Annotated in this window: 26 protein-coding genes; 17 read left to right on the top strand and 9 right to left on the bottom strand. The window is 64.1% G+C overall.

Going from position 1 to position 26,910, the window contains the following annotated elements; all coding sequences use genetic code 11:
* The first annotated feature begins 320 nt into the window (after positions 1-320).
* From DVT68_RS11075 to DVT68_RS11060, 4 genes are all read left to right on the top strand, one after another.
* Entirely contained in the window at positions 321-1,250 is a 930-nt protein-coding gene (locus DVT68_RS11075) for an alpha/beta hydrolase family protein (protein ID WP_114825112.1), read from the top strand.
* A 248-nt stretch (positions 1,251-1,498) separates the two neighbouring features.
* Positions 1,499-1,909 carry a hypothetical protein gene (locus DVT68_RS11070; protein ID WP_114825111.1) on the top strand — a complete coding sequence of 137 codons (411 nt, stop codon included), beginning with the start codon at positions 1,499-1,501 and terminating at the stop codon, positions 1,907-1,909.
* A 73-nt stretch (positions 1,910-1,982) separates the two neighbouring features.
* Positions 1,983-3,818, top strand: a complete 1,836-nt coding sequence (locus tag DVT68_RS11065; RefSeq protein WP_233523434.1) for a retroviral-like aspartic protease family protein — start codon at positions 1,983-1,985, stop codon at positions 3,816-3,818.
* Positions 3,819-3,961: 143 nt separating this feature from the next.
* Positions 3,962-4,273, top strand: coding sequence for a VOC family protein (locus DVT68_RS11060; protein ID WP_233523433.1), 312 nt, complete (start codon positions 3,962-3,964; stop codon positions 4,271-4,273).
* A 235-nt stretch (positions 4,274-4,508) separates the two neighbouring features.
* Here the strand turns inward: DVT68_RS11060 and DVT68_RS11055 are convergent, their stop codons facing one another.
* The gene (locus DVT68_RS11055; protein WP_114825110.1) at positions 4,509-4,955 is read right to left on the bottom strand and encodes a carboxymuconolactone decarboxylase family protein; all 447 of its coding nucleotides are present in this window, start codon (positions 4,953-4,955) and stop codon (positions 4,509-4,511) included.
* A 332-nt stretch (positions 4,956-5,287) separates the two neighbouring features.
* On the bottom strand, positions 5,288-6,064 hold the full coding sequence (locus DVT68_RS11050; RefSeq protein ID WP_114825109.1) for an SDR family NAD(P)-dependent oxidoreductase: 777 nt from the start codon (positions 6,062-6,064) through the stop codon (positions 5,288-5,290).
* 144 nt (positions 6,065-6,208) lie between these two features.
* Here DVT68_RS11050 and DVT68_RS11045 point away from each other — a divergent pair, with 144 nt between their 5' ends.
* From DVT68_RS11045 to DVT68_RS11020, 6 genes are all read left to right on the top strand, one after another.
* Positions 6,209-7,198, top strand: coding sequence for an AraC family transcriptional regulator (locus DVT68_RS11045; protein WP_114825108.1), 990 nt, complete (start codon positions 6,209-6,211; stop codon positions 7,196-7,198).
* A gap of 263 nt (positions 7,199-7,461) precedes the next feature.
* Entirely contained in the window at positions 7,462-7,728 is a 267-nt protein-coding gene (locus tag DVT68_RS11040) for a YciI family protein (RefSeq protein WP_114825107.1), read from the top strand.
* Between the two features lie 809 nt (positions 7,729-8,537).
* Positions 8,538-9,185, top strand: coding sequence for a hypothetical protein (locus DVT68_RS11035; RefSeq protein WP_114825106.1), 648 nt, complete (start codon positions 8,538-8,540; stop codon positions 9,183-9,185).
* A gap of 465 nt (positions 9,186-9,650) precedes the next feature.
* Positions 9,651-10,103 carry a thioesterase family protein gene (locus DVT68_RS11030; RefSeq protein WP_114825105.1) on the top strand — a complete coding sequence of 151 codons (453 nt, stop codon included), beginning with the start codon at positions 9,651-9,653 and terminating at the stop codon, positions 10,101-10,103.
* Between the two features lie 136 nt (positions 10,104-10,239).
* Positions 10,240-10,623, top strand: coding sequence for a VOC family protein (locus DVT68_RS11025; RefSeq protein ID WP_114825104.1), 384 nt, complete (start codon positions 10,240-10,242; stop codon positions 10,621-10,623).
* Between the two features lie 40 nt (positions 10,624-10,663).
* Positions 10,664-10,894, top strand: a complete 231-nt coding sequence (locus DVT68_RS11020; RefSeq protein ID WP_114825103.1) for a GDCCVxC domain-containing (seleno)protein — start codon at positions 10,664-10,666, stop codon at positions 10,892-10,894.
* A gap of 56 nt (positions 10,895-10,950) precedes the next feature.
* Here the strand turns inward: DVT68_RS11020 and DVT68_RS11015 are convergent, their stop codons facing one another.
* On the bottom strand, positions 10,951-12,054 hold the full coding sequence (locus DVT68_RS11015) for a hypothetical protein (protein WP_147281714.1): 1,104 nt from the start codon (positions 12,052-12,054) through the stop codon (positions 10,951-10,953).
* Between the two features lie 486 nt (positions 12,055-12,540).
* On the opposite strand from DVT68_RS11015, the gene DVT68_RS11010 reads away from it, so the two are divergent.
* Positions 12,541-13,695: an alpha/beta fold hydrolase gene (locus DVT68_RS11010; RefSeq protein ID WP_233523432.1), complete on the top strand. Its 1,155-nt coding sequence runs from the start codon at positions 12,541-12,543 to the stop codon at positions 13,693-13,695.
* A gap of 185 nt (positions 13,696-13,880) precedes the next feature.
* Here the strand turns inward: DVT68_RS11010 and DVT68_RS11005 are convergent, their stop codons facing one another.
* Positions 13,881-14,633 carry a GntR family transcriptional regulator gene (locus DVT68_RS11005; RefSeq protein ID WP_114825101.1) on the bottom strand — a complete coding sequence of 251 codons (753 nt, stop codon included), beginning with the start codon at positions 14,631-14,633 and terminating at the stop codon, positions 13,881-13,883.
* Positions 14,634-14,852: 219 nt separating this feature from the next.
* Here DVT68_RS11005 and zwf point away from each other — a divergent pair, with 219 nt between their 5' ends.
* The 5 genes from zwf to DVT68_RS10980 all read left to right on the top strand — a co-directional run bounded on the left by zwf (position 14,853) and on the right by DVT68_RS10980 (position 21,901).
* On the top strand, positions 14,853-16,319 hold the full coding sequence (gene zwf, locus DVT68_RS11000) for a glucose-6-phosphate dehydrogenase (protein WP_114825344.1): 1,467 nt from the start codon (positions 14,853-14,855) through the stop codon (positions 16,317-16,319).
* A gap of 135 nt (positions 16,320-16,454) precedes the next feature.
* Complete coding sequence (gene pgl, locus DVT68_RS10995) at positions 16,455-17,168, top strand: 6-phosphogluconolactonase (RefSeq protein WP_114825100.1); 714 nt, start codon at positions 16,455-16,457, stop codon at positions 17,166-17,168.
* A 67-nt stretch (positions 17,169-17,235) separates the two neighbouring features.
* On the top strand, positions 17,236-19,053 hold the full coding sequence (gene edd, locus DVT68_RS10990) for a phosphogluconate dehydratase (protein ID WP_114825099.1): 1,818 nt from the start codon (positions 17,236-17,238) through the stop codon (positions 19,051-19,053).
* Positions 19,054-19,239: 186 nt separating this feature from the next.
* Positions 19,240-19,881 carry a bifunctional 4-hydroxy-2-oxoglutarate aldolase/2-dehydro-3-deoxy-phosphogluconate aldolase gene (gene eda / locus DVT68_RS10985; protein ID WP_114825098.1) on the top strand — a complete coding sequence of 214 codons (642 nt, stop codon included), beginning with the start codon at positions 19,240-19,242 and terminating at the stop codon, positions 19,879-19,881.
* Positions 19,882-20,185: 304 nt separating this feature from the next.
* Positions 20,186-21,901, top strand: a complete 1,716-nt coding sequence (locus DVT68_RS10980; RefSeq protein WP_114825097.1) for a S53 family peptidase — start codon at positions 20,186-20,188, stop codon at positions 21,899-21,901.
* A 48-nt stretch (positions 21,902-21,949) separates the two neighbouring features.
* Here DVT68_RS10980 and DVT68_RS10975 read toward each other — a convergent pair whose 3' ends face one another.
* Positions 21,950-22,312 (bottom strand): hypothetical protein, encoded by a 363-nt coding sequence (locus DVT68_RS10975; RefSeq protein WP_147281713.1) that lies wholly within the window; start codon positions 22,310-22,312, stop codon positions 21,950-21,952.
* A 159-nt stretch (positions 22,313-22,471) separates the two neighbouring features.
* On the opposite strand from DVT68_RS10975, the gene DVT68_RS10970 reads away from it, so the two are divergent.
* Complete coding sequence (locus DVT68_RS10970) at positions 22,472-23,005, top strand: DUF2501 domain-containing protein (protein ID WP_114825095.1); 534 nt, start codon at positions 22,472-22,474, stop codon at positions 23,003-23,005.
* A gap of 57 nt (positions 23,006-23,062) precedes the next feature.
* Here DVT68_RS10970 and DVT68_RS10965 read toward each other — a convergent pair whose 3' ends face one another.
* From DVT68_RS10965 to cyoB, 4 genes are read right to left on the bottom strand one after another with little or no spacing between them, the layout of a single operon-like run.
* Positions 23,063-23,830 (bottom strand): SURF1 family protein, encoded by a 768-nt coding sequence (locus DVT68_RS10965; protein ID WP_114825094.1) that lies wholly within the window; start codon positions 23,828-23,830, stop codon positions 23,063-23,065.
* A 43-nt stretch (positions 23,831-23,873) separates the two neighbouring features.
* Positions 23,874-24,260, bottom strand: a complete 387-nt coding sequence (gene cyoD, locus DVT68_RS10960) for a cytochrome o ubiquinol oxidase subunit IV (protein ID WP_114825093.1) — start codon at positions 24,258-24,260, stop codon at positions 23,874-23,876.
* Positions 24,257-24,877: a cytochrome o ubiquinol oxidase subunit III gene (cyoC, locus tag DVT68_RS10955; protein WP_425477493.1), complete on the bottom strand. Its 621-nt coding sequence runs from the start codon at positions 24,875-24,877 to the stop codon at positions 24,257-24,259. Before cyoC ends, cyoD begins: the two co-directional genes overlap by 4 nt.
* A 10-nt stretch (positions 24,878-24,887) precedes the next feature.
* Positions 24,888-26,861 (bottom strand): cytochrome o ubiquinol oxidase subunit I, encoded by a 1,974-nt coding sequence (gene cyoB, locus DVT68_RS10950; RefSeq protein ID WP_199536048.1) that lies wholly within the window; start codon positions 26,859-26,861, stop codon positions 24,888-24,890.
* Positions 26,862-26,910 lie beyond the last annotated feature (49 nt).

The raw sequence follows: 26,910 nt of genomic DNA, 5'->3' as shown, positions 1-26,910 counted from the left end.
ACAGCGGCGGGGCCTGCTCGAGCGCGCCTCGGCCGCCCTTCTCCCGCGCGAGCAAGGTCCTCCGTCACAGCGACCAGTGGGAAGGGGCGCACAAATGGCGGCCAGCAGCAATGCCTGCACACAAGCTGAGGCGGCCTTTTCGCTTACTCCATGCTCCACCAACGCGGTTGGAGTGCCCTTCCAATCGGCGGCAGACCTTGAGGACTTCGGCCAACGCCCATCTGGCAGATGGGAGGGAGCTTTCAGGACATCAAACTTCCTCCTAAAGTCAGGCATTGACCGAGGCCTGCCGGCTCCGGGAATTTCATCAAGGGGACAATATGAAGGTCAGAGTGACAACCGCAGGATTTGCGGCTTGCCTGTTGCTGTGCCTGGCTCTCGCTCCTGCACATGCCCATGCCGCCGGGGCGGCAGACGACGCCCCGGCCACGTCCAACCTTCCTGCCAATCCGGGCGGAGGGGCGAAGGCGATGATGGAGACCATGGAGATCCCCAGCCATGGATCGATGATGAATGCCCTGGTCTACGTTGCCGCGGGAGCCGGACCGCACCCCGCCGTGATTCTGTTGCACGGTTTCCCGGGAAATGAGCGCAACCTCGATCTCGCGCAAGACATGCGGCGTGCTGGGTGGGACGTGCTCTATTTCAACTATCGTGGGTCGTGGGGTTCACCGGGAAGCTTCTCCTTCTCGCACGGCATCGACGACGTGGCGGCGGCCATCGCCTATCTCCGCAAGCCCGAAAACGCCAAGCGGCTGCGACTTGATCCGTCGAGAATCGTACTCGTGGGCCACAGCATGGGAGGCTTCATGGCTGTGCAGGGCGCTTCCGCGGATCCTGCCATCAGGGGCGTGGCGATGATCTCGGGCGCCGATCTGGCCGGCATGCTGGAGCAGATGCAGTCGCCTGGTTCGAAGGCTGGCGCCGTCAAGCGAATGAGCGCGTCATTGGCCGAGGAAGGCATGGCGCCGCTCAGCGGATGCACTCCCGATGGTTTGGCGCAGGAGGTGTCAGACCACGCGCCTGCTTGGCAATTCCGCTCCAAGGTCGGGGCCGTCAAGGACCGCCCCGTGTTCGTGGTGACCTCGGACGACGGACTGGCGCCCGTCGATGACGCCTTCGCCAGCGCGCTTCGCCAGGCGGGCGACACGCAGGTGACAACCCTTCACTTGCCGACCGACCACGCGTATTCCGACCAGCGGACGGAACTCTCTCATGCGGTACTGCAATGGCTTGAAACGATCAGGTAGTCGAGCGACCTTCGACAAACTGCGTCGCCGCCGGCTTGCTTGTGCTCGTGCGGCGATGCTGTGATTAACCGGCGAACCCAGTAGGCCAAGGTCGCCGTCAGAAGGGGTCCGGCAAAGATCAAGGTGGTTGTTATGTTGCAGTGACCAGGTTCGATCCGTCGTGGACAAGCGCTCTGTCCAGTTCCATCTTTGATGGTTAGACCTCCAAACATCTTCTTTGCGGTTGTCTGGCGCAGGGGGCGCCAAGCATGGCCAAGGCTGACAAAATCATCTCGGCAATTCTATTGACGCACGGTGCATGGGGATGTGCGTGGGCCGCCCACATCGGCGCCAGTTACGGCTATCCCCTGGGTTTCCTGATCCCCAACATGACGCTGGCTCTGGCCGGTGTCATCGCAGGTACCGGCTGCTTCCTGGGAAAACGGTGGGCGGCCAATTTGGGCCTCATCTTTTGGTCCATCCAGCTGTTTCAGATACTGACCCCCGCGTTCCGGTTTTCCTTCACGTTGGGTTTGAACGCCGTCGTTTCGGTGGGCTGGTTTGGCTTTGGCCAGATCGGACTGAACCTCTTCGCGCTGGCCATGCTCTGGTGGCTTGCAGCAAGAACGAGAGCCAGCGGGAGTTCGTTCTGTCGAGCTGAGGAAGTCGCGCGCATCTGATCTGCGAATCGTCGAAGACGTTCGCTTCCGACCCGGGGCGGACAGGTTCGATAACACCACCAAGGGGATGGCGATGGGAGTCTGCGAAGTTGGGCACAATCGTCTCAAGGGGCTGCATCTTGTTTTCGGGTTGTTCGCGGCACGGTGGGGGAAAAGCGCCGCCTTCATGCGCTTGTTCTGCTTGATCGGGAGTTTTCTTCTCGCCAATCAGGTATGGGCCGACGACTGCCAGTTGAGCAAGATCGGCAAGATGCGCGTTGACATGATGGGTCTGCGACCAACGACCCTTGTAAGAGTCAATGGAACCAATACCCGTTTCATTCTGGATACGGGAGCCTTCTACAACTTCATGTCCAGCGCCAACGCCGCCTCGATGGGGCTCGACCCTTTTCCTGCGCCCAAGGGCTTCAAGATGTCGGGTGTCGGCGGCGACGTAAACGTCAAACAAGCTTTCGTGAACCGATTCGCGATTCCAGGCATGCCAATTAAGAACGTGATCTTCCTCGTCGGAGGAAGTGATGCAGGCAACGCCCTGATTGGCGCCAACCTGCTCGAACAGGCAGATCTTGAGCTCGACCTCGCGCACGGTAGCGTGACCATGTTTGAGCCGATTCAGTGCGACAACACGCCGCTGGCCTACTGGGCCAAGGAATATAGCGTCGTCGACATCCTGCCATCCAGAAAAAACTCGTTCGATCGCAGAACGTTTCTAATTGTCCAGATCAACGGCACAAGGTTACGTGCGTTGCTTGATTCGGGAGCACCGGTCAGCGTCATGGCTCGCTTTGCCGCCGAGCGGGCCAAAGTTAACGTCATCACCCCGGGGAGTAAGGCTGTCGTCGGCACCGGGGTCGGCGCCAACTCCGTCAAGGAGTGGACGGTGAACGTCGATGCGTTCTCCATTGGTGCAGAAACCATCAATAACACGCAGATGCAGGTTATCGACGGTAGCATCGCCAATGGAGTCGACGTGCTCCTCGGCGCGGATTTCCTTCTTTCCCATCACGTATACATCGCCAACCGCCAGAAAAAAGTCTATTTCACCTATAACGGTGGACGCGTGTTTGCCAATGCTACGGCGGCCTCGAACAGCGACACACCCGATGGCGTGGCTGCAGACAATAACGACAAACCAAAGAATGCGGGTGACTACTATCTGGCGGGCCAAGCGCATCTGGCGCGCGGCGATATCGTCGCGGCAATAGACGATCTGGACGATGCCATACGCCTATCGCCCCATCAGTCCTCATTCTTCGTTGCCCGCGCAAGAGCGCATGTAGCCGATAAGCATCCAAATGCCGCACTCGACGATCTGGACATTGCCCTAAGCCTCGACCCAAAAAACGGCGACGCGCTGCTGACACGCGCCGAACTCCGCCTCTCCAGCAACGATCGCGCTGGCGCCGCATCTGATGTGGTGGCCCTCAGTAACATGTTGCCATCCGGCTCAATGCAGGCACAGGCGGTGGCCGATCTCGACATCAAACTCGGCCAGCCCATGGCAGCGCTTCCTCTGCTTGATGGCTGGATCGTCATGCATGAAAACGATGCCATGCTTGGCCATGTGCTGAGTGAGCGCTGCATGGCGCTTGGACTCAGTAACCAAATGCTCAACGACGCATTGCGTGACTGCAACGACGCGATTCGGCGAGACGGTAAGAAACCAGACTATCTAGAGAGCCTCGGTCTGGTGGAGTGGCGGTTGGGTCATTATTCGGAGTCCATCAAGGCCTACAAGCAGGCCGTGGATCAAGCACCCGACTCCGCATGGTCTCGCTATGGTCTTGGCCTGGCTGAAATTAGCTATGGTCGCCAGGACTCTGGCGTCGCCGATCTCAACGCCGCGCGCGCGCTTGATCCGCAAATCGACGAGCGCGCTGCCAAATATGGCATGAGTGCAGCCAGATAGAGGCATCAGGTCCACTATCGATAGCTGGGGCCCCCAATTGCAACCCAAAGTGGACCCTGGGAGGCGCGACTTTGGGGACAGGGTTCTCTAACAGGCTCGCGTCCGCTGGGGGCAGCCTGTGCACCAACCCAAGAGAAATCGATATGCAAGATTCCGGGAAAATCACCAAAGGCATCGATCACCTGGGTCTGACGGTCAGCGACATTGAGCTTTCCAGGCGCTTCTTCGTGGAGTGCCTCGGTTGGACCGTGGTTGGCGAAATGCCGGCGTATCCCGCGTTGTTTGTCTCGGACGGCTTCGCTCGATTGACCCTATGGCAGGTCGACAGGCAGGGCGGTTACGTCGCTTTCGACCGGCGCAAGAACGTGGGGCTTCATCACGTCGCACTGAAGGTATCCAGCGAGGCGGACCTCTGCAGGGTTTTCGCTCTCGCCTCCGCTTGGCCAGGTGTGTAGGTGGAGTTCGGGCCTGAACCCGTCGGCGAGGGTCAAAATAGGCATTGCATGCTTCGCGAGCCTGGCGGGGCGCGATTGGAGTTTCGCTTCACCCCCTCCTAGACGTGCAATTCCGGCGCGGCGGCCAGGGACCGTCGTCGATGGAACGCCCCATGCTCGCATCCGAATGGACGCGGGCATCCCGATAGTCTTTCGCCAACGCGGTTCCGCGGGCGTGGTTCGGCAGAAAGGAACGCTATTCGGCAGCTGGTGGTGTGAAGCCTAGTGGTCCTGCGATACGGTTCCAGGCATTGATGCTTGCGATGGCGATCGTCAAGGTCACTAGCTGTTCGTCGCTGAAAACCGTCGCCAACTCCTTCCTGGCGCTCTCGGTATGCGGCCGCCAAGTCGGATCGGTCAGCGCCTCGGTCCATGCAAGCGCGGCTCGCTCCTCTGCGCTCAAGCCATGTGCTTCACGCCATACCGCTACACGATCAAGCTTCACCTGAGGGACACCAGCCTCACGCGCCCAATTCAAATGAAGCTGGAGGCAAAAGGCGCAGCCATTGATCTGCGAGGCGCGCACTTTAATCAACTCAAGGAGGCCCTTGTCAATGGTCTTTCCCGCGGCATGGCTGACCGTCCGGAGAGCGGCCACGACGTCCGGAAAGGCTTTCGAAAACGAATCAAGATCGTGAATCATCGTTACTCCATGCGTTCTCAAGTCGCAGCAACAAGGCTATTTGATGTCGATGTCCTGTGGAGAGCCATGTTACAGATGGACGTGAAGAAACGTATGGTGAAACGGCGATTTGAAGTACTACAAGAATTCTATCGGTACCGATGCCTCAAGACCGAAGATGTTTCGCAAGGTGGTCCGAGATCCGCTGAAGTCTGAACTATGACGTCGCTCTTGCGCGTCAGCGCTCTACGTTGTCGTGGCGCGATGTTGCGCGCCACGACGAGGCGCCCATCAATGGGACGGGAGCGACTGGGTGGGCGTCGGGCGGCTTCCGGAGTGCTTCCCCAGGATCTTTAGATATGGATGCCTCCGGCGACTTCGATGCGCTGTGCATTGATCCAGCCCAGCTCGTCGGACAGCAGTGCGGCGATGACCGGGCCGACGTCCTCGGGCAGGCCGGCTCGACCGAGCGCCGTGTGGGAGGCAACCATCTTGTTGACCTCAGGATTGTCACGAACAACGCCACCGCTGAAGTCGGTGGCGATGGCGCCGGGCGCAATCACGTTGACCGTAATACGGCGAGGACCCAGCTCAAGCGCCATGTAGCGGGTCAGTGCTTCGACGGCCGCCTTCATTGACCCGTAGATGGCGCGGTTGTTCATGGCGAAACGCGCAAGGCCCGAGGAGATATTCACGATCCTGCCGCCATCGTTGATCAAGGGAAGCAGTTTCTGGCTCAACAGGAACGTGCCCTTGAAATGGACGTCGAACTGCGCGTCCAGCTCTTGCTCGGTTCCGTTGACGAAGCTCGCCGTGGAGGAAATGCCGGCGTTGTTCACCAGATAGTCGAAGCGTTCAGCACCCAGATCGCCAAGTGCGCTGCGCACCGAATCTGCGAAATCGTCAAACGTAGCGGCCTTGCCCACGTCCAGTTGAAGCGCCAGCCCGGGGGCGCCGGTCTGCGCGCAAAGCGCGACGACGGCGTCCGCCTCCACCCGATTCGAGTGGTAGGTGATGATCGACCGGACGCCGCGTCTGGCCAGCTGGAGGGCTGCGTTGCGGCCAATGCCGCGACTGCTGCCGGTGATGATGGCGATTTTTCCGGCAGATGGATGCGTGTTTGCGGTCATGTCGCTCTCCTGGGGATTGGTGGGCTCAATGGCTGGTGATGATCGGCACGCAGCAGGGTCGCGTGAATGCCGAAACAGCCCTCGTTCTTGCCTATTCCTACCCCAGGGACTAACGTGTACTGGATGACAGTGACGGATAAGCCCATGTCCGAAACCCTGGCCCAGGCGATTGCGCGATACGCCGATCGACAATCCACGGCGAGCCCGTACAGCACGGCCGTCGAGGGCCTGCATATCACTCGTGCGTACCAGCCCAACCCGCCCGTGCACCGGCTGATGCGCCCTGCGCTGTGCGTTGTGGCCCAAGGCGCCAAGTGGGCGACTTTCGGCGAGCACCGGCTCGACTACCGTGCAGGCCAGGCGCTCGTGGTGGGCGTTGATGCGCCGTCACTGGGGCGCGTTTTCGAGGCGAGTCCGGAAAAGCCCTGCCTCGCCGTCGTGCTCGAACTCGATCTGGCTGTGCTGCGCACGGTGCTTGAGCAGATGGAGTGCCCTCCCACCGCGGCCACCCATCTTGGCGGCGCCGTATTTGTCATCGATTGCAACGGCCCCTTGAACGACTGCCTGCTGCGCCTGGTTCAGTTGCTCGATCACCCGCAGGCGATTTCCTCGCTCCAACCGGCCATCATGCGCGAGATCGCTTACTGGCTCCTCGCCGGGCCCCATGGCGACCTGGTCGCGCGCATGGTGGTGGCGCAAGGACCCTCGGAGCGCGTGATGCGAGCCGTGCGGTACCTGCGTGAGCGCTTTGCCGAGGTGGTACGCATCGAAGAACTGGCCGACGTGGCGCGACTGAGCCCCACGGCATTTCACCGCCAATTCAAGGCGATGGTGTCGTTGTCGCCGCTTCAGTACCAGAAGCGCCTGCGTCTGCTCGAGGCGCGGCGACTCATGACATCACAAAGCGTCAGCGCCGAGGCAGCAGCCGATGCGGTCGGCTATATCAGCGCCTCCCAGTTCAGCCGCGAATACGCACGACTGTTTGGCATGCCACCGAAGCGCGACGCTCATATTCTGAGATCACGACTGACATCGATGGCAGTGGACGAATCGCAGCCAGAAGCCGAGCCGATCCTCACAAGGGAGGAAGTGGCCACTGCGAGACGGCGTGGGGAAAACGCCAGACTCGCCTGATGGCAATTCAACCGAAGGCCAAGTCACCACCGGCGCGACCGTATTGAGCCATGACGAACTTGTGCCGGGCTGCGTATGGCCGGGTCGTTTCGTTGATCACCGAAGAACTTCCATACGGCGCCTGATAAGGCTTTGGGTGGTACTCGCAGGACTAGGCGGACGCATCGCGAAACCAGCAGAGGACATACGCTGCTCAGGACTTTTCCGAGGCTCCCGATGCTCGGGGCAACACGGTCGATACAACTACTTTGGGAGTGCGCGACATGAAGTGCGTGATGATCTACGAGGCTGCGCCGGATGGCATCGCAAAAGCAGTCGAACTCGGTCCTGCGCACGCGGCGCGCTTGCGTGAATTCCATGCGCGCGGCGTGCTGTTGCTGGCCGGCCCGTATGCTGACCCCACCCACGGAGCGCTAGGCATCTTTACAAGCCGGGAAGCGGCGGAGGAGTTTGTTGAAGGCGACCCGTTCGTCACCGGCGGCGTGGTCGGCAATGTGACTTTGAAGGACTGGCGAGAAGTCCTGGCCTGACCTTGCCGGTCGTGCAAATGGCTTGTTGATGGCATCTCCACGAAGTTGCCTTCAACTGGATCGCCGGCTATCCGGAAACCGCCATTGGGTCGTCCAGGCGTGGGGCGGCCAGGGCGCAGCGCTGGTGATGAAGAGCTGCTGCCTTGCCTTGGCGTGAAAGCGGGATGAAGGCGGCTCGGGAGGGCGGACCTTCGGAGCCGCGGCGTCGATGCCAGCGTGCCCGCGAGGCCCTGTCATCCTGTTGTGGGCGCCAGGCGTTCCCAGACCTGCGTACACGGGGAACTCACAGCCCCTTTATTGTACTTGTTGCCCCTGACGCATCGTCGAAGGCTCGTCGCACACCGGGGGATTGGCGCCCATGGTCATGTGCCCAGGCAACTCGCTGACTGAAGCTGATCGCGGCAATCGCGGCGCTGGATGCCGCTATGCCATAGACGAGTCCGGGACCGATGCAATCCGTGCCGTCAGCGCGAGTCATGTCGCGCGAGCTGGCCTGTCGATTCGGACAGACGCCCGGTCGCTGCCGCGCTTCTCCGGATCGATTGCAAGGTCGACAGCGAATCGCGCCCCTGGTTTGGACGCCTTACCGTGAACCGGCGCGCCGACCGGCTCCTTGATGACGTATGCCTGAGCGCGCCGCCGCCCTCAGGCGCGTTCGCTGAAAGCCATGTAGCGCGTTCAACACGATCAGCTCTGAGGAATGACAATCGGCTGCTTGCCGTTCCGAGTCACACGTCGCAACGCAAAACCCCGTGGCGGCCACCTTCTCCATCACGGGGCCACGTCCCGAACACCTGCGGAACACGGCCATGAAACTGATATCCATCGTTGCGTTGAGCTTGCTTGCCGCGCTCGCGGGCTGCTCGACGCTCAGCATCAGCAACCAGTGGAAGGATCCCAACTGGCAAGGTCCTCCGGCCGCCGACGTGCTGGTCATCGGCATCGCCAGCAGCGACAGCACGCGACGCGTCTTCGAAGATACGTTCGTGGAGGCGCTGCAGCGGGCCGATGTGCACGCCACCGCCAGCTACACCCAGCTTGCGCCGAATGAAACCGAGGCGAGGGTCGACCAACTGATCAAGTCCAGTGGCGCAGAGGCGATTCTGGTGACGCGCGTGGTCAGCGTGCAACAGCGTGTCAACGTCACCCCCGGGACGCCAGTGCGTGGTCCCAACTGGGGCGGCCCCTGGGGTAGCCGAGCCTGGGGCGGTCCCGGCTGGCGTGGGCCGGGGCCCGGCGGCTTCTATACCTGGTATGGCAACGCCTGGAGAACGGCGCCACGGGTGACCGTGCGCGAGGAAGTGACGCTGGAAACCAGCGTATGGGACAGCCGCACCCAGGGCGTCGTGTGGATCGCGGCGACCACCACGACGGCGACCGACAATATCCCGAGGGTGACCCGAAACCTCGCCAATACGCTGATCCCGCGACTGAGGGCGGACGGCATCCTGCACTGACCGCACATCGTGGGCGCCCAAGATCGTGAATGTTGGGCGCTCGTCCCGGTGCGCCCGCGTCACCCTGTGAAGGACCGATGCCGGATGTGGGGTGACTGGGTGAATGGTCAAGCCATGGAGCGCCCACCGAGCCTTGGGCGAGCTTCGTCACAAATGCATGAATTCGCGCGTGTCGCCGTTGACGACATCGTGTTTGTGGTCCGCGCGCACTGCGAAAGCCAGGTGTGGCGTTCATCGAGAGGGCTACGGCGCCCTTGAATATCTCGTCCCGGCAGCGTGGACCAACTCACAGGATAACGTGGTCGCCAGGAAGCACGACGATGATTTGAACGTGAAATCACGACATGCGCCGGCATGCTCCTTGCCCTGATGGCCTAATCGAAAGTCTCGCCATCCGCGAATCATTGTGCGTAGGCGTGGGCGATATAATTTTTCGGCGCCATCCACATCCGAGGGAGCAGCTGCATGTACACGAAGACGTTGTATGCCGGCTGGGGCGACATGGACTTCAATTCGCATATGCGGAACACGGCCTATCTGGACAAGACAGCCGACGTGAGACAGATGTTTCTGATGGAACACGGCTTCCCCATGGAAGAATTCGTGCGCCTGAAGATCGGTCCGGTGGTGATGAAGGACGAGGTTGAGTACTTCAAGGAGATCGGCCTGCAGCAGCAGATCACGGTGACGTATGCCATAGCGGGTCACTCCGATGATGGCAGTCGCTTCCTGCTGCGGCACGAGATCTTTCGTCCCGACGGAAAGCTCAGTGCACGCGTCACCAGCGCGGGTGGATGGCTCGATCTCAACGAGCGCAAGCTCATCGCCCCACCAGCGGCGCTGCTGGCGGCCATGGAATCGCTTGAGAGGACGAGCGACTTCATGATTCTACCTTCGAGTGTGAAGCCACGCGCCTGATCATTCGATCGGGGCGCTGGCGCCTTCGGACTTGGGGCAGGTTTGTGCACGCGTCATTGCGACCGACACCTGTACCTAGATGCACAACCCAAAGCGCGTGTCCGTCGATGAATCCGCTGGATCAAAGGGTGGGCCCATGAAACGACTCTGGACAATCATCGGCGTGGAGGACGTGGCGGCCAGCTTTCGCTGGTACCAGGCGCTGCTTGGCCAGCCACCGACCGCTCCGGCCCATGACGACTTCGGGCAGATCCTCGACACGGATGGCACGGTTCTGCTCTGCCTGCACGAGTGGGGCGTTCATGAGCATCCGCCCTTGATGAGCCCAGCCGACGCCACGCCTGGCAATGGCCTGCTGCTGTTCTTCCGCGTGGACGATTTCGAGCGGGCCCTGACCACGGCGCGTACGCTTGTCGCCCGATTCGAAGAGGAGCCGCACAGGAATCCGAACACCGAGACCATGGAGTTCTCGCTGCGTGATCCTGATGGTTATTACGTCTCGATCAGCGCAGTCGACTAAGCTTGACCATGGAGTGGCGGAAAGCCAGGCGCGCAAACAGATGAACACCGAGCCGAAAAAACTCTTGCTGGAATCCACGCTGACCTGCCCGGCCTGTGGGCGCCAGAAGACCGAGACCATGCCGACGAACGCCTGCGTGTTCTTCTACGAGTGCACCGGTTGTGGCGAGTTGCTGAAGCCGAAACCCGGCGATTGCTGCGTGTTCTGTTCGTACGGCTCCGTGCCGTGTCCGCCGATCCAGCAGCAGGGCTCGTGCTGCAGCAAGTCGTGAGCTGCCTGCTTCAGGCCGCCTAACGGGTCAGCGAGCCTGGCGCCTCACGATAAGCCTCAGTGACGTGGCGCCTGCGCCGCGGCCGTGCTCGCGCCGGCGCCTGCCTTGGCGATCTGCTGGCAGCTGGCGCTGTATTCGCGCAGGTGGTTCTGCACGCCGGCAAGCGACAGCAGGAAGCCGTAGCGGACCGCGCCGCCACGGTCCGCGAGCCACGCGCCCATGGTGCGGGCGGACAGCAGCCGGTTGAGTTCGTCCACCGGCACCGGGTGGCTGAATACCAGCGACTGGTCGACCATGGAGACGTTGCCTGTCTCTTGCTGTGGCGTCGGCTGCTGGTCGATCTCGAAATAGGAGCGCGTGACGCGCGCGGCGATCTTGCGCGAGCGCTCGGTGCCGATCACGTACTGGGCCGTCAGCGTCATGCCTTCCGGACGGCACAGCAGCGTGATGCGGTGTTCGCCGTCGCGCGACATCTGGCTGAGCAGCAGCGAGGTCTCCGCAGCCATCGGCCGATAAGTCGCGGTCGTGGCGAGATAGCCATTGTTGGCCAGACCGGTGGCCAGCACGCGCTCGGAGTCGAGCCAGGCCACCTCTTCGCCCGGCGCCGTGGGCGGCGGCGCCAGCAGGTCGGCGCGAATGTCCATGTCCTTGAGATAGCTGGTCAGTTCCGTAGGCGTGACCGAACCGGGGCCCGTTGCCGCCGCCGCATCGTGCGGAGGCACGCCGAGCCGGTCGTTGCCTGAAGGCGCCCAGCGATAGAGGCCACCGAGATAGGCATAGGCGCAAGCGTTGGCGCATTGCGCTGCGCGCGGCATCGCCGGCATGCGCGAGGTGCGCCGCGGCACGCCCAGGTGCGTGCCCAGCGAGTAGGAACGGAACAGGCGACCCAGCGCGAGTCCCGCCGCCATGTCACCGCCGGGCGAATTGAGATAGATGTCAGAACCGCGGCGGATCTTGCCCGACTTCAGCAATGCGTCGAATCGGTTTGCCGCATCGGCATCAATGGGGCCGTACAAGTAGATCTGCGGCACCTTGGCCACGGCCAGCGTCGTGCTGTCATCGTTGACCTGGAACGCCATCGCGCCAGTGGCTTCGACTGGCGCGCCGCCAACGCCGGGAGCGGCGGGATCCGCTGCATACACCTGAGCGGCAAGTGTCATGCCACCAGCGGCCAGCAACCATGCGATCCGCAAGCGACGCGCGTTGCGTCCGTAACGGCAGACGCGACCGACGACTGATTGAATGACCTGCACCCGACTGGCCCTGCAACAAGGGTCGTCGAGTGTGCCTGCTTTGGGATATCGCGCAAGTGAAATCGCTGGTGCTCCGGATAGGTTCTGCTCATCTCCATGAACGAGTGGGTCGCCACGTCGTGCTGCACGTCACGCAAGAAGTTGCCTCGATGTGCGGACATGGGCGGACGTCCGCGCCAGTGTCCGCGGACTCATCGCCTGCCTGGGCATCGCAGGCGCAACTCCTTGATCCGCCGAGCTGCTGGCGCCTTTCGGAAGGTTGGCACGCCGCTTGCTCAAGGCATCGTGAGTCCGCGATGGCCTGCCGATGCAGGCGCCGGACACGCACTCGTGCCGCTGCCGGTCGCAGCGGCTGGACGGAAACCATCACATCGTTTGCTCAGGAGAGATGCCTTGACCACCTTCCGCACCACCTTGCTGTTCACGCTGGCCATGGCCACTGGTGTCGCCGCCCACCCGGCGTGTGCCGACGACGCAGCGGCGCAGGCCAAGCCGCAGACGATGACGCGCGAGCAGGTCACGCGCATCCTGGACAGCAACCGCCAGATCGTCACCACGCAGGGCATCGACGAGAAGGTGAAGCTGCACATCAACGGCATCGACCAGTGGATCTCGGTGCGCGGCAAGGATCGGCGCAACCCCATTCTGCTGTTTCTCCACGGTGGCCCGGCCTCGCCAGCACTACCGGAGGCGTACACCTTCCAGACCGCCTGGGAGGACTACTTCACCGTGGTGCAGTGGGATCAGCGCGGCGCCGGCAAGACGTATGGCGCCAACAGCGAGGAGGCCATGGCGCCGGGGATGAGCGTCGATGGCATGACCGACGACGCGGCCAAGCTGGTGCAGTACCTGTGCGAGCACTACGGCAAGCAGAAGATCTTCCTGCTGGGCCACTCGTGGGGTTCGATCCTCGGTGTGGAACTCGCGCAGCGTCACCCGGACTGGTTCTACGCGTACATCTCCACCGGCCAGGTGGTGAACGGTCGCCACAACGAAGAGGCGGGATACAACTTCGCATTGCGCCGCGCGCGCGAGGAAGGCAACCAGACCGCGATCCGCGAACTGGAAGCGATCGCGCCCTATCCCGGGAACCAGCTGACAATCGATCACGTCGGGGTGCGCAGCAAGTGGGAGATGTATTACGGCGGTCTCGCGTGGGGCCGAAAGGACTACCAGTTCGAGGACGATGCCGAGTCGCTGTCGCCCGACTACACCCACGAAGACCGGGTCGCGATGGGCAAGGGCAGCCTGTTCTCGCTCAACCACCTGCTGCCGGCGTTGCTGGCCACCGATTTCGACCACGTCACCAACTTCGGCTGCCCGGTGATCGTCTTCGTGGGCGCGCACGACTACACCACGCCGCACGAGTTGACCGAGGAGTGGTACTCGCACATCCACGCGCCGTCGAAGAAGCTGGTGTCCTTCGCCGATTCGGCGCACATGATGATGCAGGAGCAGCCGGGCCGCTTCCTCGTGCATCTGGTGACGGATGCGTTGCCGCTGGCGCAGCAGGTGGGGGATGCGGCGCCGGCGGAAATCGTGCGCTAGGGCCTGGGTGGATTTGCTGTCGGCCCTAAAGACACTGGATTCCAGCTTTCGCTGGAATGACGGCAGGCAAGTCGACGCGTCGACGCAAATCGGTCTCCGCGATCTACGCTCGTCATCCCAGCGAAAGCTGGGATCCAGTGCCTTACGGTGACGCCGAAGGGGCGCGAAGGATGCGTCGGGCTCCCTCAATCCGTCTGCAATTCCGCCACAAAGTCGTAGATGTCGCCGCGATACCACGAGGTGGTGAACTCCACCACGCGGCCATCGTCGAGGAAGCTGCGGCGTTCGATGTTGAGGCCGGCGCTGCCGGCTGGTACGTGCAGCAGTCGAGCCTGCTGCGCGCCAAGTGATACCGCGCGCAGTCGCTGCAACGCACGGCGTGGACGGCAGCCGAGGGTTTCCAGCACCTGGTACAGCGAGTCGTGCACCACCATCGGGTCCGGCAGGATGCTGGCCGGCACCACGCTGCGCTCGATCGCCAGCGGCTCTTCCTTGGCGTAGCGCACGCGGTGCAGGCGCGCCACCAGCACGCCCGGCGAGAGATTGAGCGCCATCGACTCCTCGGGCGTCACCTCGCCGATGCCGCGCTCGAAGAATTCCGACCGCGGATTGAGGCCGCGTGCGCGCAGGTCCTCGGTGAAGCTGGTCAGGCGGGACATCGGCTTGATGATGCGCTCGGCCACGAAGGTGCCCGCGCCATGGCGCTGGTTGAGCAGGCCCTCTTCCACCAGGCCGGCGATCGCCTTGCGCACCGTCACCCGGGACAGCTGCAGCAGGCGCGAAAGGTCGCGTTCGCTGGGCAGGGCCTGCCCCGGCTCGATATCCCGGTGTTCGACCACGTTGCGGATGGCCCGGCGCAGGCGCAGGTAGGCCAGAGGCTGGCTGGCGGCCGGGTCCCGGCTGAGCCGGCGGTATTCATTGACGAGGGCGGTTTCCATGCCTCAACGATACCAATGACCATACCAGTATGGCAATCGGTTGTTACGGCGAGCCTTTGCGGTCGTACCAATTTTGGGGTCGAGCCGTTGTGCTGACTGGCTAAAAATATTGGATCGAGGGAACTGGTTTTGTCTGGTATGTCACTGGTACGATCGACCGGCATCGCACGTGGTATGCATGCCACGTACCGCTCTCCGCATCGCCTCGAGGTGACTGAAGTGACTGCTTCTCCCCAACCGGTCGACGCTTTCGACCTGGTGATTTTCGGCGGAACCGGCGACCTCGCCGTTCGCAAACTGCTGCCTGCGCTGTACCACCGCTACGTGGACGGACAGATCCCCGATGTCAGCCGCATCGTCGGCATCGCCCGCGAGGCGACGGACGACGAGGGCTACCGCGCCACCATCCGCAAGGCCCTGCAGAACAACGGCGGCCAGCCGGGCAAGATCGATGACTTCCTGCGACTGGTGCACTACCGCTCGCTCGATGCGCGCAAGGACGACGGCTGGGACGCGTTCGCCGCGCTGATCGGCGAGCAGCCGGACCACGTGCGGGTGTTCTATCTCTCCACCTCGCCGGAGCTGTTCGTCGACATCTGCAAGCGCCTGGGCGGCTACGGCCTCAACAAGGGCAAGGCGCGCGTGGTGCTGGAAAAGCCCATCGGCCGCGACCTCGCCAGCGCCAACCAGATCAACGATGCGGTTGGCCAGGTGTTCGACGAATCGCAGACCTTCCGCATCGACCACTACCTTGGCAAGGAGACGGTGCAGAACCTGCTCGCCTTGCGCTTCGGCAATGTGCTGTTCGAGCCGCTGTGGAATGCCTCGCACATCGACCACGTGCAGATCACCGTGGCCGAAACGTTGGGCGTCGGCCAGCGCGCGGGCTATTACGACCATGCCGGCGCGCTGCGCGACATGGTGCAGAACCACATGCTGCAGCTGCTGTGCATGGTGGCGATGGAGCCGCCCTCCTCGCTCGCGCCCGATGCGGTGCGCGACGAGAAGCTCAAGGTGCTGCGTTCGCTCCAGCCGATCGATGAAAGCAACGCCGCGCAGCTCACCGTGCGTGGCCAGTACCGCGCCGGCGCCGCCGAAGGGCAGGCCGTGCCGGGTTACCTGGACGAGCTGAAGGATCACAAGTCGAACACCGAGACCTTCACGGCGCTGAAGGTCGAGATCGCCAACTGGCGCTGGGCCGGCGTGCCGTTCTACCTGCGCACCGGCAAGCGCCTGCCCGAGCGCGTGTCCGAGATCGTGGTGGTGTTCAAGCAGGTGCCGCACTCGATCTTCGCCGCTTCGGCGGGCCAGCTCGCGCAGAACCGCCTGGTGCTGCGCCTGCAGCCGGGTGAAAACATCAAGCTGTGGGTCACCATCAAGGATCCGGGCCCGGGCGGCCTGCGCCTGCGCCACGTGTCGCTGGACATGAGCTTTGCCGAGGCTTTCGGCGTGCAGCAGCCCGACGCTTACGAGCGCCTGTTGCTCGACGTGGTGCGCGGCAACCCGACGCTGTTCATGCGACGCGACGAAGTGGAAGCGGCATGGCAGTGGGCCGACCCCATCCTCGGAGCCTGGGCCAACAGCGGCGAGGCGCCGCGTCCCTACGGCGCAGGCACCTGGGGACCGACCGCGGCGGTGGCGCTGATCGAGCGCGACGGCCGCACCTGGAACGAGGACAGTGAGTAAGCAACGGTTCGGCTTGATCCACGGCGATGCACGGGTGCTTCACCTGTGCATCGCGGGGGCCTGCCTAGACTCGATGACCTCCCCGCTTCTGCCGACGCGCGTGTGTGTGCCGCGCGAGCCGACATCCCACCCGCCATGCCCGACAAACTGAACGTGACCACCCATAGTTTCACCGACGGCCAGGCGCTGGCCGTGGCGCTGGCCGAACGGGTCGCCGAGCTCCTTCGCGAAAGCATCGCCGAACGCGGGCGGGGGCTGCTCGCCGTGTCCGGCGGCAGCACGCCGCGTCATTTCTTCGAACGCCTGTCGCGCCAGTCGCTGGACTGGGCCAAGGTCCAGATCACCCTGGTCGATGAGCGCTGGGTGCCCGAGAGCCATGAGCGTTCCAACGCCGCCCTGGTGAAGTCGCTGCTGCTCCAGCACGAGGCCTCCGCCGCGCAATTCGTGCCGCTGTACGCCGACGCGCCCACGCCGGAAGCCGGACTCGCCGCGGTGCGTGCGCGCATGGCGTCGCTCGGTATGCCGTTCGACGCCGTGGTGCTGGGCATGGGCAACGACGGTCACACGGCCTCGTTCTTTCCCGGCGGTGATCGCCTGCCGGAGGCGCTGGATCCGCACAATCCGGTGCGCGTGCTGCCAATGCGCGCGCCCGGTGCGGGCGAGCCGCGCATCACGTTCACGCTGTCCACCCTGCTCGACACGCGCGCGCTGTTCCTGCACATCGAGGGCGAGGCCAAGCGCCAGTTGCTGGCCGACGCTCGCCTGGGCCTGGACGCGGCGGCGAATTTCCCCGTGCGCGCGGTGCTGACCCAGCAGCGCGTACCGGTGGCGGTCTACTGGAGTCCTTGAGGCGACGGCCCCACCTGATTGATTGGCGCGCACGCATGCGCGCCACCCGACTTTGCGGAGTTCCAACATGAGTGTGCTTCACCCCGTCATTGCCGAAGTCACCGAACGCCTGCGCGAGCGCAGCCGCGATTCACGCGCGGACTACCTGCGTCGCATCGATGGGGCGCGTGGCGCCGGTGTGCATCGCGAGCGCCTGTCCTGCGGCAACCTCGCCCACGGTTTCGCTGCCTGTGGTTCTACCGACAAGGAGCGCCTGCGCGAAGGCCATGCGCCGAACCTCGGCATCATCAACGCCTACAACGACATGCTCTCGGCCCACCAGCCGTACGAGCGCTATCCCGAGCTGATCCGCAACGTGGCGCGCGAAGCGGGCATCACCGCGCAGATGGCCGGCGGTGTTCCTGCGATGTGCGACGGCATCACCCAAGGCCGCGCCGGCATGGAGCTTTCGCTGTTCTCGCGCGACCTGATCGCCATGGCCACGGCGGTGTCGCTGTCGCATGACATGTTCGATGGCGCCCTGTACCTCGGCATCTGCGACAAGATCGTGCCGGGCCTGCTGATCGGTGCGCTCAGCTTCGGCCACCTGCCCGGCATCTTCGTGCCCAGCGGCCCGATGCCCAGCGGCATCAGCAACGAGCAGAAGTCCAAGGTGCGCCAGGCGTTCGCCGAGGGCAAGGCGACCAAGGCCGAGCTGCTGGAAGCCGAAGCCGCCGCGTACCACGCGCCGGGCACCTGCACCTTCTACGGCACCGCCAATTCCAATCAGATGCTGATGGAGATCATGGGCCTGCACCTGCCGGGCGCAAGCTTCGTCGCGCCGGATACGCCGCTGCGAGATGCGCTGACGCGCGAGGCCGTGCATCGCGTGGCCGAGCTGAGCGCGCCGGGTTCCTCGCATCTGCCGTTGGGCTACATCATCGACGAGAAGGCCATCGTCAACGGTGTCATCGGCCTTCACGCCACCGGCGGTTCCACCAATCACCTCCTGCATCTGGTCGCCATTGCGCGCGCCGCGGGTATCGAGCTGCGCTGGGATGACTTCGACGCGTTGTCGTCGGTGGTCCCGCTGCTGGCGCGCGTGTACCCGAACGGCTACGCCGACGTGAACCAGTTCCACGAGGCCGGCGGCATGGGCTTCCTCATCGACCAGCTGCTTGCGCACGGCCTGATGCACGCCGACGTGCGCACGGTGTTCGGCACCGGCATGGACGGCTATACGCAGATTCCGACCCTGGACGAGCAGGGCCAGCTCGCGTGGAAGCCGGTGGCGAAGGAGAGCGGCAATCGCGGCGTGCTGCGCAGCGCGGACGAGCCGTTCCGCGCCGACGGCGGTCTGCGCATGCTCAGCGGCAACATCGGTCGCGCCGTGATCAAGGTTTCCTCGGTACCCGACGATCGCCTGGTGATCGAAGCGCCGGCCATCGTGTTCAACGACCAGGATGACGTGCGCAAGGCGTTCGAGCGCGGCGAACTCAACCGCGACTTCGTCGCCGTGGTGCGCTTCCAGGGTCCGCAGGCGATCGGCATGCCGGAGCTGCACAAGCTCACCCCGACGCTGTCGGTGTTGCAGGATCGCGGCCACCGCATCGCGCTGCTCACCGATGGCCGCATGTCCGGCGCGTCCGGCCGCGTGCCGGCGGCGATCCACGTGACGCCCGAAGCGCAGGACAACGGCGCCATCGCGCGCATCCGCGACGGTGACATGGTGCGCCTGGACGCGGTGCACGGTCGCGTGGATGTCCTGGTCGACGCCGCCGAATTCGCCGCGCGCGTGCCGGCCACCGCCGACCTTTCCAACCACCAGTTCGGCATGGGCCGCGACCTGTTCGGCCTGTTCCGTCGCAACGCCACCACCGCCGATATGGGCGCGGGCGTGCTCTGAAACATGTTTAGCGCGGCCTCCGGACATCACTGCTACCCGCGCGTCATTCCTGCGTACGCAGGAATCCGGGGCCTCTGATGTCCGAGAAGCAACGTCGCCGTGCCTCGGTGCAGTCCCTTATCGGGTTGCTCCGCGACAACAGCACGGTTGCAGGTCGCTGACTCCACCTCGCATCCACGGAACGCCATGAGCATCGAACAGAAGCAACAGCAGATCGCCGCCACCCTGCGCCTGGCGCCCGTGGTGCCGGTGGTGATCATCGAAGACGCACGCGCCGCTGTGCCGATGGCGCGAGCGCTGGTCGCCGGCGGCACGCCGGCCATTGAAGTCACGCTGCGCACGCCGGCGGCGCTCGACGCGATCAAGGCCATCGCCGAGGACGTGGAAGGCGCGGTGGTCGGCGTGGGCACCGTGCTCAGCGCCAAGGATCTGCGCGCCGCCTTCAAGGCCGGCGCCCGCTTTGCAGTGTCGCCCGGCGTATCGCCTGGCCTGCTGGACGCCGCGGACGACAGCGAGCTGCCGCTGCTGCCCGGCACCGCCACCGCGAGCGAAGTGATGACGCTGCTCGAACGCGGCTATCGCCACGTGAAGTTTTTCCCCGCCGTGCCCGCCGGTGGCCACAAGCTGATCGGCGCGTGGGCGAGTCCGTTGCCGCAGATGAAGTTCTGCCCGACCGGTGGCATCACCCTCGCCAGCGCAACCGACTTCCTCTCGTTGCCGAACGTAGTGTGCGTGGGTGGTTCCTGGCTGACGCCGGCCGACAAGCTGCGCAGCGGCGACTGGGCCGGCATCGAGCAGCTCGCGCGCGAAGCCGCCGCGCTGCGCTGATCCTGTTCCACCGCGATGCGCGGCGCGTGGGTTCACGCGTCGCGCATCGACGCGTCTACCTGTGACGCCATCGCAGCGGGCAGCCTTCGCTGCATTTCCTTGCGCGACGCTTGCGCGACGCTTGCGCGTTCGATCGCATGCTTGCGACGCAAGAACTTTCTCGCTCCATATCGCGCCAGATTCACTGCAAGCCGACGGTTGCAGGTCTAGCCTCGCGCCGCCAAACGGCGCACGGGGGAGCGTGTCGCCAGCTCCCCTTTCGACTGATTTCTCGGTCACTGTCTACATCGAGGAGAGTCCTCCCATGACTAGTACAGCTTTGACTGGAACAGCTGCACGAAATGGAGTTCGTGGATCGCTGCGGAAAGTCCGCGGCCTGTCGTTCGCCATCGCGATGGCGTTTCTCGCCACCGGCACGGCGCAGGCTGCCGAGGTGTTGACGCATCATGTGCGTGACGCGGTGAGCGCCAACACGGCCGCGCGAGTCGGCAGCCTGCCCGCCAATCAGGTGATGCGACTCGATGTCGTGCTGCCCGTGCGCGACCGCGCCGGACTGGACGCTTTCGTCGCCGAGGTCACCAACCCCGCGAGTCCCTCCTATCGCCAATACCTCACGCCCGAGCAGTTCACCGCGCGGTTCGGCCCGACGCAGGCCGACTACGACGCAGTGGTGAGCTATCTCGCGGGCTTCGGCCTGCGCGTGGTCGGCGGCAGTCGCGACGGCATGGACGTGCAGGTGTCCGGTCCGGTATCGGCGGTCGAGAAGGCGTTCAACGTGAAGATGCGCACCTACCAGCATCCGACCGAGAATCGCGTGTTCTTCAGCCCTGACCGCGAACCCACGACGGCGCTGGCGACTCCGTTGTGGCACGTGTCGGGGCTGGACAACTATTCGCTGCCGCACCCGCTGTACGTGAAGAAGAGCGACTACGCCAAGGCCAATGGCATCAACCCCGAGGCCGTCGTACCGCACGCCACCACGGGCTCCGGTCCGTCCGCGTCGTTCCTCGGCAGTGACATGCGCGCGGCCTACTACGGCGGCACCGCACTGACCGGCGCCGGCCAGAACCTGGGCCTGTTCGAGTACGAAGGCACCGATCTGGCTGACCTCACCACCTATTTCAAGAACGTCAACCAGACCAACAGCGTACCGGTCTCGGTGCTGTCGACCGATGGCACCAGCACCTCCTGCCTGTACAAGAGCGGTTGCGACGACACCGAGCAGACGCTCGACATGACCCAGGCGCTGGGCATGGCGCCGGGGCTGAGCAGCCTGGTGATGTACGTCGGGTCGACTGACACCGCGATCATCAGCGCGATGACCACGCACAGCCCGCTGCCGACCACCATCGGCTGCTCGTGGGGCTGGACGCCGGCGGATCCGTCCACGCTTGATCCCTACTTCGAGAAGATGGCCGCGCAAGGCCAGACCTTCTTCGCGGCGTCCGGCGACAGCTCCACCTGGTCGCGGCGCAACGAAGCCTGGCCGGCCGACGATGCCTATGTGATCTCGGTGGGCGGCACCGACCTGGTCACCGCCAGCGCGGCCGGCGCATGGAAGTCGGAAACCGCTTGGGTCGACAGCGGCGGCGGCATTTCGCCGGACAAGATCGCCATTCCGTCCTGGCAGAAGCTGTCGGGCGTGATCAACACCAGCAACAAGGGCTCGACCACGCTACGCAACGGCCCCGACGTCTCGGCCAATGCCAACTTCACCTTCTACACCTGCGCCGACCAGACCAGCTGCCTGGCCAACGAATACGGCGGCACCAGCTTCGCCGCGCCGATGTGGGCGGGTTTCATCGCCCTGGTCAACCAGCAGATCGTGGCCAACGGTGGAACGCGCGTGGGCAACTTCAACGCGACGATCTACCCGCAGAACATCACCAGCACGTATGCAACCGACTTCCACGACATCACCAGTGGCAAGTCGGGCAGTTACTCGGCGGTCACCGGCTATGACCTGGTCACCGGCTGGGGCAGCCCGAAGGCGGGTCTGATCACCACCTTGCAGCAGTAAGCGCTACATCCTGGGGACGGGGCCCGGCGGGCCCCGTCCCCAGCAGACTCATTCGTGCGGCAGCGTGGTGTCGACGCAGCGCTCCACTTCCTGGAAATACCAGCTGTCGTCTTCGTCGAAGTTCGAATAGTAGGTGGCCACCGTGCGGGCGCTCACCGGCTTGATGTCGACCAGCGCCACCGCCGGGCCGTCCTCGGTCTGGTGAATCTCGATGCTGGTGCCTGTGTATTCCTGGTACGACACCAGGTGCACCGGCTTGCTGCCCCATGCGCCGGAGATGCACGAGGCGATGTCGCCGACGCTGCCGCTGCCTTCGTAGGCGGCGGTGGGCTTGGAGTTGCGCAGGCTGCCCACGCTCGAGCAGCCGGCCATCAGCGTCGCCACCATCGCAAGGACCACAATTCGTTTCATCGTTTGGCTTCCATGAAGTCGGGGTACAGGCTCGCGCCCAGGGTACGGCCGCGCCAGGCGGGCGCACACCTGAACGGGAAACGTTCGAGGCGTCCTGCGCGCTGACGCAACCGTAACGACGCAAGGTGTTGAATTCGGCAGATACACGGAGGGCAATCCATGAACAAGCGCATCGGCAGCTTAACCACCATCGGCGCAACCATCGCGCTCAGCCTCGCGTGCGGTCCCGGCAGCGCGCAAGACCTGGGCAAGCTTGGCAGCATGATCCCCGGCGGCGGTTCCATGACCTCGGGCAGCATGGGCAACGTGGCGGGCCTGCTGGAATACTGCATGAAGAACAATTTCCTCGGCGGTGACTCCGGAGCATCCGGCATCAAGGACCAGCTGATGGGCAAGCTGGGCGGCGGTGGCACGAGCACCGGCACGGTGAAGAGCGGCCAGAGTTCGGACCCGAGCCAGATGTTCAATGAGCTCACTGGCAGCGCCAAGCACAAGTCCACCACCAGCAGCGGCGGTAGCGCCACCAGCGACCCAAGCTACCTCAGCGGCGCCAAGGGCATCCTGCAGGGCAGCAACGGCCAGAGCATGGACCTCAATACGCTCGGCGGTGGTTCCAGCGACCTGAAGTCGCAGCTCACCACCAAGGTGTGCGACACCGTGCTGAAGCAGGGCAAGTCGTTCCTGCACATGTAGCCGCGCGAGCCGTTCCCGTGGGAGCGCGCGTTGTGCGTTCCCACGGGAAGCACTGAGCTACGGGTGGCGGCGCAGCCGAACCTCGTCGTAGGCGACGTAGACGCCGGCCGCAAGCACCATCAAGGCCAGCAGGTACCAGGTGATCAGGTAGCTGAGGTGGTTGTTGGGAAAAGCGATCACCGTCAGCCCGCCTTGCGGCCAGGCGGGCTTGCCTGCGTCCAGCGTGCCTGGCGCGGCGTCCTCGTCCACGAAGTAAGGCGCGACGCGGCTGAGCCCGCGTGCGGCGGCGATGGCCGGAACGTCGCGGGTGTACCAGCTGTTGCGGGCAGGGTCGTTGTGACGAAACATGCCCGACGGTTCGCTCATGCGCAGCAGGCCGGTCAGCGTGGTCTCGCCGTCCGGTTGCGTCGCGCACTGCCCCTTGATGCCGCACCAGTCCGCCGGCACGAAGCCGCGGTTGACCAGCACGACGCTGCCATCGGCCTGCTGCAGCGGCGTGATCACCCAGTAGCCACTGCCCAGATCGGTCGCCGCCCACACCAGCGTCTGGCGATCATGCAGGAACGTGCCGTGCAGGCGCACGTGCCGGTATTCGGACGATGGCGCGGTGACATCGCTCCATGCCGATGGGCCGGGCGCATCCTCGGGAGCCGCGTGCACGCGTTGGTCTACGCGGGCGATCAGGTCACGCTTCCAGGCCAGCCGGTGTACTTGCCACGTGCCGAGGGCGATGAAGCCGGCGAACAGGCCCAGCCCCAGCAGGGCAAACAGGGTCAGGGCGACAGGGCCGCGCGGCAGGCGGCCCGTTTCTTCGGTGGAGCGCATGGATGACTCGCGGCGGGGAACGTGCGGTGGGTTCGTGGCGCCGTCACGGCAGGTTGGCCGGATTCATCAGGGGCATCATGTTGTCGTTGAGGTGATACATGATCCAGATGGATCCGCTGAGCGTGATCAGCACCAGCACGATGGTAAACACCAACGCCAGCATGTTCCAGCCGCCCTCGGATTTCGTGTTCATGTGCAGGAAGTAGATCATGTGCACCACGATCTGCACTGCGGCCAGGCCCAGGATCACCACCGCCGCCGAACTGGACTTCTCGAACACCTTCGCCATCACCACCCAGAACGGGATGATGGTGAGGATCACCGCCAGTACGAAGCCGGTCATGTAGCCACCGAAGGTGGCGTGGATGCCCAGGTCGTCGTGGCCGTGGGCGTCGTCGTGCCCGTGCTGCGTGTCGTCATGCGCGCTCATGGCAGCACTCCCATCAGATAGACGAAGCTGAAAACGCCGACCCACACCACGTCGAGGAAGTGCCAGAACATCGACAGGCACATCAGGCGCCGCTTGTTGGCGGTGATCAGCCCCTTCTTCAGCACCTGGATGATCAGCACGATCATCCACAGGATGCCCGTGGTGACATGCAGGCCGTGGGTGCCGACCAGGGTGAAGAACGAGGACAGGAACGCGCTGCGCTGCGGTCCGGCCCCGATCGAAATCAGATGCGCGAATTCGCGCAGCTCGATGGTGAGAAAGCCCAGGCCAAGCAGCCCGGTGACCACCAGCCAGCCCAGCATGGGGCTCTGGCGATCGCGCTGCATCTCCAGCACGGCGAAGCCATAGGTGATGGAGGACAGCAGCAGCAAGGCGGTGTTGAGCGCCACCGTGGGAATCTCCAGCACTTCCGCTGCGGTGGGGCCGCCGGCGAACTGCCGCCCTAGCACGCCATAGGCGGCGAACAGGCAGGCGAAGACGAGGCAGTCGCTCATCAGGTAGACCCAGAAGCCCAGCAGCGTGCCATTGGGCGGATGGGTCTCGCTGGTGACGTGGAATTCCAGCGGCTGCGTCGGCGCGCCGGCCATGGGAAGCATGGTGGATATCTCAGACATGGCGTGCCAGCAGCTCCGTACGGGATGCCTCGACGCGGCGCACTTCGTCCGCCGACAGGTAGTAGTCGCGGTGGTAGTTGAACGTATGTGCGATGGCTGTCAGCAGCAGCGCCGCGAACGACACGGCGGCGAGCAGCCACATGTACCAGATCATGGCGAAGCCGAACACGAAGCTCAGGCCGGCGAGGATGATGCCGGCACCGGTGTTGCTCGGCATGTGGATCGGCACGAAGCCGTCGAGCGGACGCTGGTAGCGATGCTTCTTCATCATCCACCACGCGTCGTGGTCATGCACCAGCGGGGTGAATGCGAAGTTGTACTTGGGCGGCGGCGAGGAGGTCGACCATTCCAGCGTGCGGCCGTTCCAGGGGTCGCCGGTGACGTCGCGCAGGGCCTCGCGGTTCTTGAAGCTCACCGCGAACTGCATGATCTGGCTGCCGATGCCGAGCAGGATCAGGAACGCGCCGAATGCCGCCGCCACGAACCAGATCTGCAGGGCCGGATCGTTGAAGTGGCTGAGGCGCCGCGTGACACCCATCAGGCCCAGCATGTACAGCGGCATGAAGGCGAAATAGAAGCCGACCACCCAGAACCAGAACGCGCACTTGCCCCAGAACGGCTCCAGCCGGAAGCCGAACGCCTTGGGAAACCAGTAGTAGATGCCGGCGAACAGCCCGAACACCACGCCGCCGATGATCACGTTGTGGAAGTGCGCGATCAGGAACAGGCTGTTGTGCAGCGAGAAGTCAGCCGGCGGCACCGCCAGCAGCACGCCGGTCATGCCGCCAATCACGAAGGTGACCATGAAGGCCACCGTCCACATCATCGGCACCTCGAACTCCACCCGGCCGCGGTACATGGTGAACAGCCAGTTGAAGATCTTCGCCCCCGTGGGGATCGAGATGATCATGGTGGTGATGCCGAAGAACGAATTGACGCTGGCGCCCGAGCCCATGGTGAAAAAGTGGTGCAGCCACACCAGGTAGGACAGCACGGTGATCACCACGCTGGCGTACACCATCGAGGTATAGCCGAACAGCGGCTTGCGGCTGAAGGTGGCGGTCACCTCCGAGAAGATGCCGAACACCGGCAGAACCAGGATGTAGACCTCCGGATGGCCCCAGATCCAGATCAGGTTCACGTACATCATGGCGTTGCCGCCAAGCTCGGTGGTGAAGAAGTTGGTGCCCGCGTAGCGGTCCAGCGCCAGCAGCGCCAGCGCCGCGGTCAGCACAGGAAAGGCCGCCACGATCAGCACGTTCGTGCACAGCGCCGTCCAGGTGAACACCGGCATGCGCATCAGCGTCATGCCCGGCGCCCGCATCTTCACGATGGTGACCAGCAGGTTGATGCCCGATAACAAGGTGCCGACGCCGGCGATCTGCAAGGCCCAGATGTAGTAGTCCACGCCCGCGTCAGGGCTGGAGACGATGTCAGACAGCGGCGGATAGGCCAGCCAGCCGGTGCGTGCGAATTCGCCGATGAACAGTGACGCCATGACCAAGAGCGCGCCAGCCACGGTCATCCAGAAGCTGAAGTTGTTGAGGAAGGGAAACGCCACGTCGCGTGCGCCGATCTGCAGCGGCATCACGAAGTTCATCATGCCTGTCACCATCGGCATGGCGACGAAGAAGATCATGATCACGCCGTGCGCGGTGAAAATCTGGTCGTAGTGCTCCGGCGGCAGATAGCCCATGTTGTCGCCGAAGGAGATCGCCTGCTGGGCGCGCATCATCACGGCGTCGGCAAAACCGCGCAGCAACATCACGAAGCCGAGGATCATGTACATGATGCCGATGCGCTTGTGGTCGATGCTGGTGAACCACTCGCGCCACAGGTAGCCCCACAGCTTGAAGTAGGTGAGCGCGCCGACCAGGACGAGTCCGCCCAGCGCCACCACCGCAAAGGTGCCCAGCACGATCGGCACGTGCAGCGGCAGCGCCTCCAGCGTGAGGCGACCGAAGATCAGCTTGGTGAGGTCGGGATGGGCAAGCATCGTGGACACCGCCTGTCGC

It is taken from the genome of Dyella solisilvae, from assembly GCF_003351225.1.
Taxonomy (GTDB): domain Bacteria; phylum Pseudomonadota; class Gammaproteobacteria; order Xanthomonadales; family Rhodanobacteraceae; genus Dyella; species Dyella solisilvae.
The sequence above is the reverse complement of the archived record's forward strand: the minus strand, read 5'-3'. Positions and strand labels throughout refer to the sequence as shown.